The sequence below is a fragment of the Clostridium sp. CAG:265 genome (assembly GCF_000436575.1).
Lineage (GTDB): Bacteria > Bacillota > Clostridia > Clostridiales > Clostridiaceae > Clostridium > Clostridium lentum.
This window is the reverse complement of record NZ_FR886593.1, coordinates 21,555-39,954: the sequence shown is the minus strand read 5'-3', so window position 1 is coordinate 39,954 and position 18,400 is coordinate 21,555. Positions and strand designations below refer to the sequence as shown.

The 18,400-nt window shown below is 28.7% G+C and carries 16 protein-coding genes and 1 riboswitch; of the genes, 5 read left to right on the top strand and 11 right to left on the bottom strand.

Going from position 1 to position 18,400, the window contains the following annotated elements:
* The 5 genes from Q5O29_RS03145 to Q5O29_RS03125 all read right to left on the bottom strand — a co-directional run.
* Positions 1-180 (bottom strand): hypothetical protein (locus tag Q5O29_RS03145; RefSeq protein ID WP_302631661.1); only part of this gene is annotated, 180 nt, incomplete at its 3' end.
* A 27-nt stretch (positions 181-207) separates the two neighbouring features.
* On the bottom strand, positions 208-2,274 hold the full coding sequence (locus Q5O29_RS03140; RefSeq protein WP_022211556.1) for a beta-galactosidase: 2,067 nt from the start codon (positions 2,272-2,274) through the stop codon (positions 208-210).
* A gap of 171 nt (positions 2,275-2,445) precedes the next feature.
* A complete protein-coding gene (locus Q5O29_RS03135; protein WP_022211555.1) occupies positions 2,446-3,996 on the bottom strand; it encodes an ABC transporter substrate-binding protein in 1,551 nt (516 codons plus the stop codon).
* 44 nt (positions 3,997-4,040) lie between these two features.
* Positions 4,041-4,931, bottom strand: coding sequence for a carbohydrate ABC transporter permease (locus Q5O29_RS03130; RefSeq protein WP_022211554.1), 891 nt, complete (start codon positions 4,929-4,931; stop codon positions 4,041-4,043).
* A 13-nt stretch (positions 4,932-4,944) separates the two neighbouring features.
* Complete coding sequence (locus tag Q5O29_RS03125; protein ID WP_022211553.1) at positions 4,945-5,925, bottom strand: sugar ABC transporter permease; 981 nt, start codon at positions 5,923-5,925, stop codon at positions 4,945-4,947.
* A gap of 207 nt (positions 5,926-6,132) precedes the next feature.
* On the opposite strand from Q5O29_RS03125, the gene Q5O29_RS03120 reads away from it, so the two are divergent.
* The 3 genes from Q5O29_RS03120 to Q5O29_RS03110 are packed head-to-tail and all read left to right on the top strand — an operon-like array spanning position 6,133 to position 10,143.
* Entirely contained in the window at positions 6,133-7,671 is a 1,539-nt protein-coding gene (locus tag Q5O29_RS03120; protein ID WP_022211552.1) for a response regulator, read from the top strand.
* Positions 7,671-9,437, top strand: a complete 1,767-nt coding sequence (locus Q5O29_RS03115; RefSeq protein WP_022211551.1) for a sensor histidine kinase — start codon at positions 7,671-7,673, stop codon at positions 9,435-9,437. The genes Q5O29_RS03120 and Q5O29_RS03115 overlap by 1 nt, the downstream gene beginning before the upstream one ends.
* A 22-nt stretch (positions 9,438-9,459) precedes the next feature.
* The gene (locus tag Q5O29_RS03110; RefSeq protein ID WP_022211550.1) at positions 9,460-10,143 is read left to right on the top strand and encodes a DUF624 domain-containing protein; all 684 of its coding nucleotides are present in this window, start codon (positions 9,460-9,462) and stop codon (positions 10,141-10,143) included.
* Positions 10,144-10,260: 117 nt separating this feature from the next.
* Here Q5O29_RS03110 and Q5O29_RS03105 read toward each other — a convergent pair whose 3' ends face one another.
* Both Q5O29_RS03105 and Q5O29_RS03100 read right to left on the bottom strand, forming a co-directional pair.
* Positions 10,261-11,232, bottom strand: coding sequence for a sodium:calcium antiporter (locus tag Q5O29_RS03105; RefSeq protein WP_022211549.1), 972 nt, complete (start codon positions 11,230-11,232; stop codon positions 10,261-10,263).
* A gap of 219 nt (positions 11,233-11,451) precedes the next feature.
* On the bottom strand, positions 11,452-12,522 hold the full coding sequence (locus Q5O29_RS03100) for a glycosyltransferase (protein ID WP_022211548.1): 1,071 nt from the start codon (positions 12,520-12,522) through the stop codon (positions 11,452-11,454).
* A gap of 184 nt (positions 12,523-12,706) precedes the next feature.
* On the opposite strand from Q5O29_RS03100, the gene Q5O29_RS03095 reads away from it, so the two are divergent.
* The gene (locus Q5O29_RS03095; protein WP_022211547.1) at positions 12,707-13,990 is read left to right on the top strand and encodes a DNRLRE domain-containing protein; all 1,284 of its coding nucleotides are present in this window, start codon (positions 12,707-12,709) and stop codon (positions 13,988-13,990) included.
* A gap of 73 nt (positions 13,991-14,063) precedes the next feature.
* On the opposite strand, the gene Q5O29_RS03090 is transcribed toward Q5O29_RS03095, so the two are convergent.
* The 4 genes from Q5O29_RS03090 to Q5O29_RS03075 all read right to left on the bottom strand — a co-directional run bounded on the left by Q5O29_RS03090 (position 14,064) and on the right by Q5O29_RS03075 (position 17,344).
* The gene (locus Q5O29_RS03090; RefSeq protein WP_022211546.1) at positions 14,064-14,753 is read right to left on the bottom strand and encodes a radical SAM domain protein; all 690 of its coding nucleotides are present in this window, start codon (positions 14,751-14,753) and stop codon (positions 14,064-14,066) included.
* A gap of 7 nt (positions 14,754-14,760) precedes the next feature.
* Positions 14,761-15,318, bottom strand: a complete 558-nt coding sequence (locus tag Q5O29_RS03085; RefSeq protein ID WP_022211545.1) for an ECF transporter S component — start codon at positions 15,316-15,318, stop codon at positions 14,761-14,763.
* A gap of 198 nt (positions 15,319-15,516) precedes the next feature.
* Positions 15,517-15,564, bottom strand: a riboswitch (PreQ1 riboswitch).
* A gap of 82 nt (positions 15,565-15,646) precedes the next feature.
* Positions 15,647-16,120 carry a DUF4358 domain-containing protein gene (locus tag Q5O29_RS03080; RefSeq protein ID WP_022211544.1) on the bottom strand — a complete coding sequence of 158 codons (474 nt, stop codon included), beginning with the start codon at positions 16,118-16,120 and terminating at the stop codon, positions 15,647-15,649.
* A 138-nt stretch (positions 16,121-16,258) separates the two neighbouring features.
* Positions 16,259-17,344 carry an HD-GYP domain-containing protein gene (locus Q5O29_RS03075; protein WP_022211543.1) on the bottom strand — a complete coding sequence of 362 codons (1,086 nt, stop codon included), beginning with the start codon at positions 17,342-17,344 and terminating at the stop codon, positions 16,259-16,261.
* A 236-nt stretch (positions 17,345-17,580) separates the two neighbouring features.
* Between Q5O29_RS03075 and Q5O29_RS03070 the strand changes: the two genes are divergently transcribed.
* Positions 17,581-18,390 (top strand): N-acetylmuramoyl-L-alanine amidase, encoded by an 810-nt coding sequence (locus Q5O29_RS03070; RefSeq protein ID WP_022211542.1) that lies wholly within the window; start codon positions 17,581-17,583, stop codon positions 18,388-18,390.
* Positions 18,391-18,400 lie beyond the last annotated feature (10 nt).

The window sequence follows — 18,400 nt, the reverse complement described above, 5'->3', positions numbered from 1 at the left end:
CTTCCAGTTGGCAGCATTAGTATTACCTTTAACAGTCCATCCATCAAGAGAACTTTTAAAACTATAATTAGTTATTACATCTTTTTCTGCAGACTCAGGTGATACTGTGTACATACCTAAAGAAAACATAGTAACTACTGCTGTAGATATAACTCTATTAAATGAAGACTTCTTTCCCAAAATTTTATCCCCCTTATACCTTAAATTCTAAACATTAGTTTTTAAAACCATCACTTTATACTTATCTAATTTAACTTCTCCTCTTACTTTACTACCACTTAGTAAATCTAAATACTCCTTATCTAGATTTACTGATTTTTCTTCCTCACTGAAGTTCATTAAAAAGATATATTTATTTTCTTCATCTTCTCTCAACTCAGCATTTACACCTAATGGAAGTTCAATATTGATGGCTCTCCTAAGTTCTAATTCATCAATTATACTACCAAAGAACTTAGTATCAAAATCATTAAATGTTCTTGCTGCTACATAATATGCATTACCATTTCCATACCTATTACGAGTTAAAGCAGGCATTCCTTTATAATAATCAGTGGTATACCTTGCTAAAACTTCTGCATTTTCAGCATGTATTACATCACAGTAATCTTTAACCTTATACTCTTTACCTTCATATTCAATATAATTTACATCAGTATCGTATAATGTATCTATTTCTTCTTCCCATATACCAGTGACCTCTCTTAATGGTCCTGGGAATCCTCCTAAGAAGCAAAGATCATTTTCATTAACTATTCCACTAAAATAAGTAGTTACAAAATTACCACCATTTCTTACAAAGTCATTTATTCTTTCTGCAACTCCTGGCTTAACCATATATAACATTGGTGCAATCACTAACTTATATTTACTAAAATCTGCATCCATAGTTATTACATCTACTGGAATTCCCTTTCTCCAGAATACTCTGTAATATTCTTCACAGCTTTCAATATAACCTTTATTTTCATTATTTAATGCTTGGCAATCATCTATTGCCCATCTATTTTCCCAATCAAAAATTATTGCTACTTCTGCATCTACACTTGTTCCACATACTTCATTGATTTTTTTTAAGCTTTCTCCAACTTCTGTTACTTCTCTAAATACTCTTGTATTTTCATGTCCACAATGGTCAACTACTGCACCATGAAATTTTTCAGAACTTCCTCTTCCTTTTCTCCATTGGAAATATTGTACTGAATCTGCTCCATGAGCTACTCCTTGTAATGATGATAAAAGGTGCATTCCTGGTCTCTTACCTTTATTAATCTTATGCCAATTTACTAAGCTTGGTGTACTCTCCATAATCAAGAATGGTTGTCCACCTTTCAATGATCTATATACATCATGAACAAAACCAACATTAGAAGCTAATTCTTCCGTAGTTTCCCAATTGTTATGCCAAGCTGGATATTCATCCCATGATACTATGTCAACTTCTTTAGCAAAATCACCATAATTTATTCCACCAAATAAGCCCATTCTAGGGTAATCACCCATAAAATTAGTTGTTACAGGTATATTAGGCGTTATTTCCCTAATTGGAGCTATTTCACTTTTATAGAAATCAATATGCATATCACTAACAAATCTTCGCCAATCTAAATTATGTCCATGAACTTGCATTTCTCCAAGTGGTGATGGACTTTCAATCTGACTCCAACTATTGAATTTATGACTCCAAAACCCTGTCCACCATGCTGAATTTAATTCATCTAAATTGTTATGATATTTTTCCTTAAGCCAATTTCTAAAACGTTCTTGGCATAATTCACAGTGACAATCTCCACCAAGTTCATTAGAAATATGCCATAAGATAAGTCCTGGATGATTCTTATATCTTTCAGCTAGCTTTCTATTTAATTCTGAAGTCTTTTGTCTATATACTGGTGATGTATAACAATGATTGTGCCTTTGTCCATGAAGGTTTTTAGTTCTATCTGCATTTACTCTTAAAACTTCTGGATACTTTTCTGACATCCATGCTGGTCTTGCTCCACTTGGTGTTGCAAGTATTATGTTTACTCCTGCTTTATATAAATCATCCATTATATTATCAAGCCATTCGAATTCATATTTTCCTTCTTCAGGCTCTATGGCACTCCAGCCAAAAATATTAATAGCAGCACAATTTATGTGTGCTAACTTCATAAGCCTTACATCTTCCTTTATTATTTCAGGATACTCAAGCCATTGATCTGGATTGTAGTCTCCTCCATGTAAAAATTCTTTTCCTATTATATTATTAAATAAATCATATCTTTTTGTCATAAATTTTCTCCTTTTATTCTCTGGTAACGAATACATTTTTAGTTTTAAAAAGTATATTTTTAAAATTGAAAGTTGGAACCCCACTTTAAAGGGGCTCCAAGGAAATATATATAATTAAAACATCATGATAATTTATAAGTTTAAATTATTCATTGTTTATAATAGTGTGTCTTACTCATTATAAGATTTTAAGAATTCTTCAACTTGTGCTTTACATTCTTCCGTAATCTTATCTAATCCAGCCTCTTTTAATTTAGTTTTATATTCTGCTATAGCTGCATTAACATCACTTACCATTCCTAAATCTATTGGAACACCATATTGAGTAACTACATTACCAACAGCACTCATTTCATTTTTCACCTTTGAATCATCAAATGTAAAAGCTGTAAGTGGATTATCTACTGTATCATTTTCTTTCCACTTATTAATAGTTTCTTGAACTATTGCTGGTTCAGTAGATGAAGTCATAGCATACTTAGATGAATACCATCCCCATGGACATACTTCTTCAGCTGGGTAATTTGAAGCATTTTCTGTTGGTGTATAATATTGGTTACCATCAGTTGTATAGTGCTTTCCTTCTACCCCATACCAAGTAAGTTTATTAATTTCTTCATTAGATCTTAATAATTCTATTGCCATTAATGCTCTTTCTGGATTTTTTGAACTAGCATTTATAGCCATACCACCATTTGTATATGGTTGAACAGTTTTAGATATACCTTCTGATAAATCAATTAATTGAGTATTCCATTCAGGATGAACATTATTCATTTCTGTAACGCTATTTGCAACTGATCCTAAATTCCAAACCATTACAGCTGTTTTTCCTGCTTCAAAATCATCATCTCTAGTAGCTTTACTTGATATTGAGTCAGCAGCCCAATATCCTTTATCAGCAAACTCCTTCATTTTAGTTGCATATTCTAAATACTCATCAGTATCAACAAAGGCAAACACCTCTCCTGAATTATCATTTACATCAAATCCTAAAGTTGGAGTTGGAGCTCCTGATATAGTATTAAATCCATATCTTTCAAGCATGTATGGCCATTGAAGATTTTGTCCTCCACCATTTGCTATTACTTTTATACCATTGGAGCTTTCACCTGTTGCTACAGCATCCATAAATTTTTCTAATTGATCATAAGAAGTTATTGAGTCAAATCCATATTTGGCCATTAAGTCTCCTCTAACACCAAATACATTTATTCCATATTCACTCTTATCATTTGGAACCATATATACTTTTCCATCTATTTTAGCTTGGCTCCACCCCTCTTCCGGTTCACTTGCATAAATATTTGGTGCATATTCTTGAAGCATCTCATCTGATAATTCTAAGAAACCGTTTTTAGTTGCCACTTGACTATAATATCCCCATCCTGAAGCTGTAAATATTAAATCAAAATCTTCACCTGATTGGAATAATAATTGATATTTTGTTGCTAAATCTGACCATGGAATAAAATTTACTTGTAAAGTTGCATTTATTTCTTCTTTCATTATTGAATTTACTTTGTCATATACTTCATCGAAGTCTGCTGGTTTATCACCTATTAAATACATCTTTAATGTTACTTCTTTATCTGTTAATACCCCAGATGCTAGTGTTCCTGCTGTTCCTGAAGAACTTGATCCACAACCTACCATCATTGTTCCTGCCATTAATGTACTTAGTGCTATAGCAGACATTCTTTTTACTAAATTTCTTTTCATCTCTTTTCCTCTCCTTACCATAAGAATTACTATCTATTGTTTTATCAGCCCTTTACAGCTCCAATTGTCACACCACTTACAAAATACTTTTGAATAAATGGATAAACTAATATTATTGGTCCTGTAACAATTACTGTAAGTGCCATCTTTAACGATTCACTTGGCATTTCAATTGCTCCTGATACTGCTGAACTATTTTGTGCTAGTATCGTCTTGTAAGCTTCAATATTATTAACTATTTTATATAAATAGTATTGAAGTGAATATAAATTTTCATTATTTATAAATAACATTGAATTATACCAGTCATTCCAATATCCTAAAGCTATTAAAAGACCAACTGTTGCTAATGCTGGTTTAATTAATGGTAGTATAATCTTCACAAATATTGTAAAGTCCCCTGCACCATCAATCTTAGCTGATTCTGTTAAAGCTTGTGGAATTCCTCCAATATAACTTTTCATAAGTATTATATTGAAAACACTAAGCATTGGTGGTATTAATAAAGAAAGATAAGTATCTTTTAACCCTAAATATTTAACCATTAAAATGTACCATGGTACTAATCCACCATTAAATAATGTTGTAAAGTAGAAGTAAAATGAAAATTTATTTCTCCACTTAAAATCTTTTCTTTGTAAAACATAAGCTGTCATTGCCACTATAAATAACCCACAAGCAGTACCAATTATAGTAAGACTTATAGTTATCCCATAGGCTCTTAAAATTGCCATTGGTTCCTTTAATGCAGTTCCATATGCACTAAGTGATAATTTACTTGGTAAAAGTGAGAAACCATTAGCAATGATTTCTTTTTCATCTGTAATTGACCCCATAACTACAATAAGAAATGGAATAAAACAAAACAGTGCAATTAAAGTAACTACTGTATAACTTAATATATTAAACGCTTTTATATCCTTTGACTTTTTCATCAAACATCACCTCCTAGAATAATGAATAATCTTTATCATATGATTTAACAATCTTATTAGTAATAATAATTGTTATGAAACAGAATATTGATTGATAAAGACCTGCAGCTGCTGACATCCCAACTTCTCCTGATTGTATCAGTGATCTAAAGGTAAATGTATCTATAACATCTGTAATTGGGAATAATGGTCCATTATTTCCTACCAGTTGATAGAACATTTGGAAATCTCCTCTGAAGATATTACCTATTGATAATAATGTTAAAATTATTAACGTTGGAACAAGACAAGGTATTGTTACCTTAAATATTCTTTGGAATATGTTTGCTCCATCTATTTGTGCTGCTTCATAGATTTCTTGGTCAATTCCCATTATAGCTGCTAAATATAATACTGTTCCATATCCAACATTTTTCCATGCACAGAAAGCAGTAATTATTATTGGCCATACCCACTTAGTCCCATAAAAATTGATACTTTCCATACCTAATTTATTTAAAATTGTGTTTACTGTACCATAATCAACATTTAAGAAATTATAAGCAATCATTCCCACAACTACCCAAGAGATAAAGTATGGTAAAAACATTGCTGTTTGTGTAACTTTTTTGAAATACTTGCCTCCAATTTCAGATATAAATATAGCAAGTCCCATCTGTAATACTGTATTTACTACTATAAATCCTACATTATATAGAATTGTATTTCTAGTTACTGTCCATGCTTGTCCAGATTTAAAGAAATATTCAAAGTTACTGAAACCTACCCATGGACTTCCAAAAATACCTTCCCTAAAATTATAACTTTTAAATGCTACTATTGCCCCACTCATTGGCAAGTAACTGAAAATAAAGAAATACAAAAATGCAGGAATAAGCATCATAAGTAAAACTCTATTCTTTCTTAATGCTCTAGTAAATGATGACTCTTGCTTTATTCCTGCAGTCGAAATCTTATCATCACTAAAAACATTGTTCTCAATTTGATTTTCCATTGTCAATCCCCCTTATTATACGTTTTCATCTCATGTATAAATAATAACATCTTATAAAAGATGTAATTATGGTAAAATTCTTTGATTATAGTAAAATATTTTTATTTTAAACATTTACATAAATAAATTATCTCATTTTTACCTTTTTATTGAAATATATTCTTTTTTAATGTTATACTTTTATATGATATCTAATGGAGGTGGATTATGATTAAAGTACTTATTGCAGATGACGAAAGATTTACTAGACAAGGTATCCTAGATATGGTTGACTGGGACAAGCTTAATGTAAGCGAAGTCAAGGAGGCTTATGATGGTATTAATGCTCTAGAAATATTAAAAGATTTTGAACCAAACATACTTCTGACAGATGTTCGTATGCCTAGACTAAATGGCATAGATTTAGCATTTAAAACAAGGGAGCTTTATCCTAACTGCATGATACTCTTTATGAGTGGTTATTCAGATAAAGAATATTTAAAATCTGCTATTAAGCTAAAAGCTATCAATTATGTTGAAAAACCTATTGAAATTGAAGAGTTGGAGGAAAATTTAAATAATGCTATCCTTGAATTTGTAAAAAATACTACTATTCATAATAGCATTGAACATACTATTGCCAATGAAATATCATCTATAGATAATTCTGTAGCAGTTAAATCTATAATAAGTTCTTACTTTCCTAAAGATTTCAATGACAAATTAGTTGATGGCCATTATGTAAGCGTTTTAATAAAGATTTACAAAAATATTCCAAACAAGTATTTGTTTATAGATAAAATTCGTGAAATTATTCATGATTGTGGATTAGAAGGCTTTGTTTCAATGCAAAATGAACAAGATATAGTATTACAGATTTTTTTCTCAAAGAATATTAAATCAATACATAATTCAAATGTTTTCCAAAGCTTTTTTGCTACTTTAGATGAATATATTAAAAATTATAGCCAATTTTATATATTTGTAGGCTCTATTGTTACCAATATGCAGGATATGCATAAATCATATGCATATGCTTCTTCATTAGACACTTTATCCTTTTTTAAAGATTATAATTCAGTGATTTATTTTGAAGAAATTCCTCATAAAACTTGTGCCACTATTGATTCTAATGCTTATTCAGATTTTAAGAGAAATTTGAATAATGAAGATAAACAAGCTGTCTTAAATGATATTAATAATATAACATCAGAATTTATGCTTAATTGTGGTACAGACATCAATGAAATAAAAAATGTATATAATAAATTTCTAATGCATATATTTAATTTCTGTCATAGCAGAAATATTAATCTTAATAATTCTGTAAATGAAAATACCAACTTTAATGCTATACTGCAATTTAATAATATCTTTGAAATAAAGCATTATTTATTAGAAATAATCAAAGATGTATTTTCATGTTTAAAGGAAAAAGATATCTATAATGAGCCAGCATTAAATATAATCAAATATATTAATGAACATTATAATAGCTATGACTTGTCTTTAGAAGATATCAGTAAGAATACATTCTTAACACCTGCATATATATGCGTAATCTTCAAAGATTATACTGGAAAAACTGTTAATAAATATATAACTGAATATAGGATAATACAAGCTAAGGAACTGTTGAAGGATTCAAATATAAAAATGAATGATATTGCTTTAAAGGTTGGCTATAAAGATGGTAATTATTTTGCAAAGATATTCAAGAAAGAAACAGGCTATACCCCTTCAGAATATAGAAGGAAATTTTTATAATGAAATTACCACTGTTGCATAATATGAAATTATTTAAAAAATTTGTATTAACATATTGTATCCTTTTAATTATACCTGTTTTAATAATTTCTTCTTATGCCTATGCTAATCTTTCAAATATAATAACTGATAATTTCCTTAACTCAGCCAGTGAATCCTTTGAACAATCATTAGATTATATGAACTATACAGTTTATAAAATTTTTGATACATCTAACACCATAGTCGTAAACAATACAGTTACTGATATATTAACTCGTGATGTTGAATCTTATGCTTTAACTGATCAGATATATGATTTTTCTAACCTTCAATCGTACCTTTGCTCCTTTGAAAATAATCTGGATATAAAAAAAATAAATCTTTATATAAACGATAAATTTATTTATTCCAGCGAAAATGTGAATTTTTTTAAAGCTAGCTCTTTAGAAAAAACAAAGGCTGAAGATTGTATCGTAAGTACTAATGCAAGATTTATTTGGGGATCAATGTGGTATCTCAATGAAAACACTGTAAATGATACACTGTTTCTCCTTAAAAGTATCAAGAATCCTGATGATCTTTCAAAGGATATAGGCTTTATTAGGATTAATTTTAGAAAGAGCATAATTCAAGATATACTAGATAAAATTAGCCCTCTTGATGATGTTTTCAGCTTTGTAATTAATTCTGATAATAAAATAATAGCATCTTCAAGAGATTTAAAGGACTTATATGATAATTCCTCTATAAACTTAGAACTTATAAAAAATGCTGCACAATTATCTAATGAACTTATTACCTTTGATGATGGTAAATTTTATCTGCAAAGTGCTTCTATAGATAAAACTGATTGGTATATGGTAAATGTACTTTCCAAATCCAGTATATTATCTACTATTAAAATACAGCGTAATTACTTATTTATAATTGTGGTTTTAACAAGTATAATGGCAATAATATTAGCTGCTTATTTTGTTAAGCTAATTAATAAAAGATTATTCCAAGTTATTGATGGCATGCGTCAAGTTCCCAATGGACAATTAAATAAATATATAGAAAATGATAGTTCAGATGAAGTTGGAGAACTTATTGATAATTATAATTATATGATCAGTAAAATGTCTGTACTTATAGATGAGCAATACAAACTAGGAAAAGAGGTTAAAAATGCAGAGCTAAAAGCATTGCAATCACAAATTAATCCACACTTCCTCTATAATACACTTGATATGATTAACTGGATGGCTTATAGAAATATGAATAAAGAAATAAGTATTGCTGTTAAAAACTTAGCTAAGTTTTATAAACTTTCATTAAATAAAGGAAAAGATATTGTTACTATAAAAGATGAAGTAGAACATTCTAAGCTTTACGTAAATCTACAGAATATGAGATATGACAATAGAATTACCCTAACAACTAGACTAGATGAAAACTTAATGAATTGCTCAATTCCTAAAATTACTTTTCAGCCTATAATAGAAAATTCCATTAATCATGGCATACTAGGAAGGGGCATGGAAAAAGGTTCTATACTTATCAGTGGCTATATATCTCAAAACAATCTTATAATTCAGATTTCCGATGATGGTATAGGTATTGAAAAGGAAGTGTTACCACTTATATTAAAAGAAAATAATTTACAGACAAAAGGTAGTGGCTATGGTTTAAAAAATATTAACCAGAGAATTAAAGTACTTTATGGTGAAAGCTACGGCTTATCCTTTACCAGCAACTATAGCTTTGGTACTACTGTAGAAATAACATTGCCTGTAATAATATAATTTTTAAAGAAAGGACTATATTATGAGTAAAAATAAAGATTTTTTTGATAAACCACTATTCACACTACCAAGTTATCTATTTTGGTTCTTACAAGGAGGTGCCTACTTCTTTATCACTAACATATTGCTAGTTTTATTTATAACAGCAACAGCTATTAATCCTGACTCCTTTAACTTAATAATTTTATTTATTTCCTTGATTCCATTAGGACCATCATTATCAGCCTTATCAGCTTCTACTTCTGAAATATTAAGAGAAAAATCAATTTCCTTCTCTTCGTATTTCTTTAAGTCATACAAAGATAATTTTGTAAGTAGCCTAAAACTTTGGCTTATAATACTTTTTCTGCTATCTCTTATGTTTGTGGATTTTCAATATTTCTTTTTAAACATGCCAAAATATGGCATACATGTTGTATTTGAAATTCTTGCAATATATATAGCTCTTTTAATCCTATATGCTATTCCAATAAATTCTCGCTTTGAAATGAAAACAAAAGATATATTTATATTGTCATCATATTATATTATTAAAAAACTTCCTATAACTATCTTAAAATCTGCAATACTTGTGGGAAGTTTTTACTTAGTATCAAAGACTACATCACTACTTATAATAGTTTTGCCAAGCATAATATCCTTTATTTTTTCTTTCTATGATAATACTATATTTACTGATATAGAATGTAGTCAGAAAACTGCTTAAATAGAATTGGGCTATAAAAAAGCCTTTGAAATCAAACAACCATATTAGTAAAAAAATTAATTATACCAAAAATCGCTGCAAGTTTAATACCTACAGCGATTTTTTACACTTCCCTTTTTATACAATCATGAATAACAAGTAACTAACTATAATTCCAATAGATGGAATATATAAAATATATTTATTTTTTACTTTATCTTTAATCTTTAATACAGTTAACATTAACATTGTACTGATTATACCAAATATAACTAAGTTTCTTGTTTGACTTTCTGCAAAATCATAAACTGTTCCACCAATAAATAGCACATCAGATATAAAAATAATTAAGAAATTAAATAAATTGCTTCCTACAATATTTCCTACAGATACATTAAAATTGCCAATCTTAACAAGAGAAACACATGATGTAAGTTCTGGAAGCGAAGTTGCAATACCTAATAATAAAGCTCCTGCTAAGCTTGCACCTAAATTAAGTCTAGCTGCTATAATATCAGTAACATATGTAATTAATATACTTGATATTACTAATCCAATGCTCACTAAAATAAATCTTATAATTATTTGTTTTAATGAAAGTGATGTTGTTACAGCTGTTTCATCTTTAAATTCATCTGCTGTTCCACTATCATCATTGGACATAGTCTTTACTCCTAATGTATATAATACTAATATTATTATTGAAGTTATTGAAATTGTTACTACTTCAAAATTGACTATATTCAACATATTCAAAGCCACTGCTACATATATAGCAAGTGTAACCCATGCAGTATAGCTATGACTTTTAGATATATTAGACTTTTTAAAATTGCTTGTCCATAAAATAATAAGCATTGCTATAATGGTCATATTAAATAAATTGCTTCCTAAAATATTTCCCAAAGAAAGCCCAGGATTCTTTAACCATACTGTTGATGATAAACTTGTTAATAATTCTGGAAGTGATGTTACTGCTGATAACAAAACTCCACCTATAAATGCCCCTGATAATTTGGTGTTCTTATCTAATAAATCAACATATACAGATGCCTTAATAGATAATAATACTACCGCTATTGCTAGTGCTAAGTAAATTAAATAAATCATATAAATCCCTCCATTGCTTTGTCCCGCAAAAAAACGAGACTTACAGATAGCATGTCTCTAAACATACTATCTGTAAGTCTCGTTATTTAAGATAATACCAGACCATAAAGGCCATGATTGTTGATATTATCACAGTAATTCACTGCTAACTACTCCCCTACAGGACTTATTATATTGATTATATACTTAAAACAATATAATTTCAAGAAGTTTTTTATTTTATTTCACCTTATCTAAAAGATATTTCCTATTATTTATTACACTGCTATGATTAGGTACATATCTGGCTGCTAGTTCATTATATTCATTTGCTTTATTGAAATCACTTATCTTGCTATAACACACACATAATTGAAGAGCCGGTACCCACGTATACATAGCACTATTAACTAAGTTCAAACTTCCTGGTTTTGGCGGATTGTTTATGGCATTTTCATACCAAAAAACTGCTATTTCATATTTTTCCTTTTCATAAAATGTATAACCAATTCTACAGCAGAGATCACTAGATGGAATATCATACTGTAAGCCCTTAAACAAATACTCTTCTTCCTTATCCTTATAACCAATAAATCCATAGCATTCTGAAATCTTTATAAGAGCCTGTTTTATATCTTCAATCCACCCCTTTTTTGTATCTATAAAATCATTATATGCTTTTATAGCTTCCAAATAGTATTCATTATCATAAAGCTCATTACCATAATAAAATAAATCTCGTGGTGAAAATTCTTCATTTTTAAGTATCATCTTACGAAATATTTTTAAATTTCTATCGGTATATTCCTTATCTTTTAAATGATTTACAGCAATATCTGCATTTAAAGTATTTCCATAAACCTCTAAATATTCATGAACCTTTCCTATCCAAATATAATTATTTTCTCTTTTTACTATCCTATTTCGCCTCAAAGAAACTATTGGATTATTATTCTCATCTATTGATAATACATACAGCATTGATACTGCATCTACATTTCCATTCAAACTTTTCTTCAATAACTTTAGCTTCCGCTGATCTTCTTTTTCCAAAACATCATCGGCATCCAACCATAATATATAATCCATCCTTGCCTTGCTAAAAGCGAAGTTTCGAGCCTCTGCAAAATCATCTTGCCAAGGAAAATCATAAATATCTGCTTTATATTTTTTAACCTTATCTTTGGTACTATCTTGTGAACCAGTATCTACTATAATTATCTCATCTACTATATCAATTACTGTATTAAGACACCTCTCTATAACCTTTTCTTCATCTTTTACAATCATACATAAACTTATAGTACTCATTGATACCTCTTAAAATCTTTCTTTCACTATCATATTAATTTTAAGTTTATCTTTTTGTTACTTAAGTATAATAATATGTTTTATTTATCTCCAAGTCTATTTTGCTCGAACCTAATTAAATTAAAATTCATATTATGATATTGAGTTAAACTAAATTACTTTTAGATTAAGGAGTTGATTAACATTGAAAAAAGGAATAAAAATAGCTTCAACTGGAAGCACCTATATTGCTAGTGGAACACCTGACAGTAATTTTTCTTCATCTTCCAGCTTGCTAGTAGGAAATTTATCTTCTTGTTGTCCAGCCGCAAATGAATATAGATCTATAATTAGTTTTGACTTAACTAATTTTTCATACCCAATAAAGATGGCTGTACTTTATTTATATGTAGAAAATATTCAGTCTACTACAGACTGTAATCTCTCTATATCAATAAGTAATAATACAACTACTGTAGATACAGACACTGTAACTTGGAATACTGCACCTGCAGTAGATTATTATTCTACACTTAACTATAAATTGCTTACATCTGATATAGGGTGCTATATAAAATTAGATGTTACACCAATAGTTAGATGTTGGCAATGTACTACCGGTGTAAAGAGCATCACTTTAAGTTCTAACAGCATCATAAACCGTGCTCCTCTTATTACTATTGCATCTACAAACTCTTGTAATCCACCAGTGTTAGCAATTGCTCCTGTAAAGTGCTGCAACCCTGACCCTTGTTGCAACGGTTATAATCCATTCCCTTGTTCATTCCCACCATGTTGTCCTTGCCCAACAGGAACAACAAACCAAAGTGGTGCATGTACACCTGCAAACTTTGATCCTGCTTTAGCAGCTTTCTACTCAGCTGGACAAGTTATTAGATATAATAATCAGCTATATCTAGTAAATGCTAACAATCCTCAAGGAATCCCTGGAACCTCTGCTGACTTCACATTATTAAGTTCAACTGGAACTACTGGACCTCAGGGGCCTACTGGTGCTACCGGACCTCAAGGTCCTACTGGTCCTCAAGGCCCTACTGGTGTCACAGGTACTGTTTCAAGTGCCTATGGAACATTTACAAGCACAGGAGGAAGTACACCATTAAGTACAACTGCTGCTCCTATAATTCTTACTACTACTAATGTTGCTTCTAACATGTCACTAAATCCAACCACTGGAACAGTAACACTATCAGAACCTGGAACTTATAAAATAACTTATGTTGTAGTACCTTCTGCTACAGTTCCAATAGTTACTGTTGGCTTAAGTTATAATGATTCAACTACACCTTCAGCTGCATCAACTTCTACAATAAATACAAGTACAAATCCTAATGTGCCAATAGTTGGTCAAGAAGTATATACAACAACTACAGCTGGCACAACTGTAAGAATTATTGCAACTGGCGCAGATCCAGGTTCCCTAGATTATAGTAATGCTAATTTATCAATAATTAAAGTAAGTAATTAGACAATTGATTATTTCTAGTAAATAATAAAAATCAGCTATTTAACCTAATAGCTGATTTTTATATTTAAAAAAATTAATCTCCTACACCAAAATCAGTGTTATTATATAACACTTCTATATATTGATAATCCTCTAGATACTTAAAATTATCAGTAAACCACTGTACAAGCTCTTCATCTCTTTTTACATCAGTGGTATTATTAATAAATACATTTATTGTGGCATACTTAAAGTTCTCTAAAACAAGATTTATATCTCGCTTTATCATTTCCTTTGTCTGCCCCTTAATTCCTACAAGAAGGCATACAGATTGAAAACTTTCTTTCACTTCATCTACAGTTTTAAAATTAGCATTTTTATTTAATACTAAATTTCTAAAGCTATTATCAAAAGTCTCTACGCCAATCTTAAAAATTATTTCAATACCAAAGAAATCTCTCATTTCTTGTAACCTATTTTTATAACACCAATGGCTTTCCAAAAATAATTTTTTTATCTTCTTTTCAACAACTATCTTCTTAATATACTCTAAGCTCTCTCTTGGTATTTCAAAGCAACTTCCAGAATTAATTACCTCCAAAACCCCAAATTCTCCTGTTATATTATTCAGTACTTCCTTATTAAGTTTATTTATTTCTGCTATATTATCATCATTATCATCAATGTAATCACAAAAAGCACATTTACCCCAAATACAAGGTAGTGCCTTAAGCAACACTATTTCTCTTAAATTCTTATTAATTACCTTACTATATCTATCCATATTTCACCTAAACTGCTGTAATTTTATTTTTTATATCTCTTGGAATCACTTTTATAGCTGCTAATACTAAATAAACAATCAATATCTTATCTAAAAGATCCGTTACTATTTGTGTTAAAAATACACCAAGAACCATACTAATACCATTATTTCCTAATATCCCCACAATAATAGCACTACCTGCTGAAGTAACTCCACCAAAAACATAAGCTGCTATACATGCTGAAACAAAAGATACTGGTATAGCCATTAAAATTATACCTAAAATACTTTTCTTACCATTGAATAATCCCCTTCTATAAAATATTCCTGAACATAAAGCAATTATTATTTGAGCTGGAATAAAGTATAAGGCACATGGATCAAAAGTTATATAATTTACTATATATGATACCACTCCTGTTAATATTGCAGGTACAACTCCAAATAAGAACCCTACAAGAACTGTACCAATTGAATCAAAATATATAGGTAATTTTAAAGAAATTGCAATAAGTCCTCCAATAAAATTTAATGCTATAGCTAACGCCATAATAGTTATTTTCAATGTATTATTATTTCTCATAAAAAACTCCTTTCAAACTCCATATTTACAATTTTCTAAAATTATATTAATCCCTTCCTTTCTACAAAAAAGAACCATCCTAGAATGGTTCTTTTCATATAACTTATACCTCAAATAAAACCTCTAAGACATAAGTCTTAGAGGTTCATAAAAAACAAACATATAAATGCAAATTAATAAAGTAGCTTACAGCTAATTATAATCCTAGTTTTTTATAGAGGGATGGTATTGACGAACCTCTCCTAAGAATTCTCTTAGATTTCTATTAATTTATTTCCACTTAAAAAGTCTCTTTCAAATATATAGCATTAAAAAGAAAATTTCAATACTATTTTTTAATTAAATTATTATACATCTTTTCAGCATCTGCTTCAACTTCACTGTTTAATAAGAATAATGATACAAAATTACCATCAACTTCAATAGTTGCATTCTCAGCTACTTCTTGTTCTTCTGGATAAAAAGCCTGCCCTACCTTATCTTCTAAAACTTTTTCCATTGAATTCTTAACATTTTCAACTTTTCCATCCTTAGCTTTTACAATCATAATAAATCCTGGACCTGGTCTTCTTTCTGTTTCATATATTGCATAATTTTCTACATCATCAAGATTTAAATGATATACTTCTTCTACCATATCAGAATCAACTTCCTTTGGTGATATTAAGTAATCTGCTTCTATCAGTTTTTTTGCTATTTCTTTTGATGTAATATTACTGCTTACATCACTATTTTTTCCACAACCAACTAAAACACTGCTCATCATAACAAGTATAAGTCCACTTATTAATATTTTTTTCATTGAAAAATCCCACCTTATATGTAATTTTCTTTTATTATAATTAGACTATTAATTATAATAAAAGTTCCATTAAACTTATATTTTTATTTTATCATAAAAAATATAAGTTTAATTTTAAATAATCTATATTTTTTAATACTACAAATAATATATTATTTTATCTATACTTATGTTTAAAACATCAACTAAATTTATACATTTATTAATTTTTGAATTATCATCACTTTGTAATACTCGTACAATTGGACGTGAAGGAAATCCATTAATAGTTCCTTCAACTAATACTATATCACCATTACTTAATTTAAGCATAGTACCTTTTAAAAATGGTATTGCCTTTTTATAGAAAACTTCTACAATTTTATAATCAAAAGCAGTCCCTATATGTGCCATTATTCTTTCTAAAATATTATTAGGTAAGTCTGATTGAAGAATTAGTTCACTATTTACTAACTTATCATAAAAATCTACAATAGCTATTATTTTACTATATTCATTTATCCTATTTCCTTTAATTCCCCTTGGATAACCACTTCCATCAACATGTTCATGATGATATAAAATTGGAAAAAGAACATCTCTACTTACATCAGTATATAAGTATAAATAATTATATCCTTTTTCACTATGTGTTTTTACTACTTCCTCTTCATCATTTGATAATTTAGTAGATTTATATATTATTTCTTTAGGTAAAAAAGCATATCCTAAATCATGTAAAATTGCTGCTATTCCTAATCGTCTTAGTTTGTCTATATCATAATTTAATTCAATTCCTATAATAAGAGATACTACAGCTACATTTACAGAATGTTGAAAATATTGGCTTTCAAAATCTCTTACATCAATTTGTTCTATAGTTAAACTATTTTTCTTCAATAATTCATCAATTATTCTATTTACTAAATTTAAAATTTTTTCTATATATACATTATTTATTTCTTTAGTTCTTTTTATTGATGTTAAATTAGAAAATTCATAAGACATCTTTTTTAACTCTAATACTGCTTCTCTTCTTAATTCTGGACTAATAACATCATCAATTATATCTTCTCTACTTTCATCCATTATATATACATATATAATTTTATTTTTATGCAATAATTCCATCATATTTTTATCTATTTTCATACTTTTACTAATTAAAAGCTTTCCACTAGAGTTATATATATCCATTGCAGTTATACTATTTTCTTTTAAATATCTTAAAGGTATTCTTCTCATAATATACTCCCAAATAACTAAATTAATACTTGTATACTTTAATAAGCATACATATTTAATATTTCGTATTTTTCTTTTTAAACTTTATTTCTTAAATAATTACTCGAAAGTACTCGTAAAAATTCGTATGAAAATTAACTTTACTCAATTTACATAATTTTACTTTTAAATTATAATTTATTTATATAAACAGTATTTTAACTAATTATTTTTTATGTAAAGCATAGGAGTGAAATATGGAAAATAATCATTTTGATTTAAATGCAAAACGAAGGATGCTTTACAAAAGAAAGAAAATAAGGAGGCTACTAAAACTATTTCTTACATCATTTTTTTCTTTAATGATAGTATTAGGCATTGCTTCTTCTTATATAAAAAACAATACAAATATAACAACTCTTAATAAAAATGCACTAAAAAATAAAATTTCTTCCACTCAAGAAAGTAAAGATAACTTTAAGGTCTGCATAGACCCTGGTCATGGTGATGAAGACATAGGTGCAAAAGGAATAAATGGCTCCTATGAAAAGAATCTAGTATTAAATATAGCTTTGGAACTTGGAAAGATTCTTAAAGAAAAAGATATTGATGTAGTTTATACCAGAATTGATGATAATCTTCCTTGGTCTCAATCTGCCAATGATAGTCTAAAAGAAAGATTAAAAGTTTCTAAAATATCTAATGTGGACGTTTTTATATCCATCCACTGTAATAGCGATTATACTGCCACCGATGCTAAAGGAGTGGAAACTTGGTACAAAAATGGTGATGATGCAAGCTATACGTTTGCTTCCTACCTTCAATATGAGCTAGGCCAACTAGACTATACTTATAATAGAGGCTTAAAAACTTATGAAAGCAAAGATGATGCCTTAGCTGTTTTAGAGCTTAATGAAAATACAGCTGCTTTAGTTGAACTTGGATTTTTAAGTAACTCTCAAGATGAAAAATATCTTACTTCAAATGTTGGACAAAAAAACTGTGCTGAAGCTTTATCAAAAGCAATACTAGATTACAAAAAAAATGTACTAGCCAATAAGAAATAACTTAAAGTTA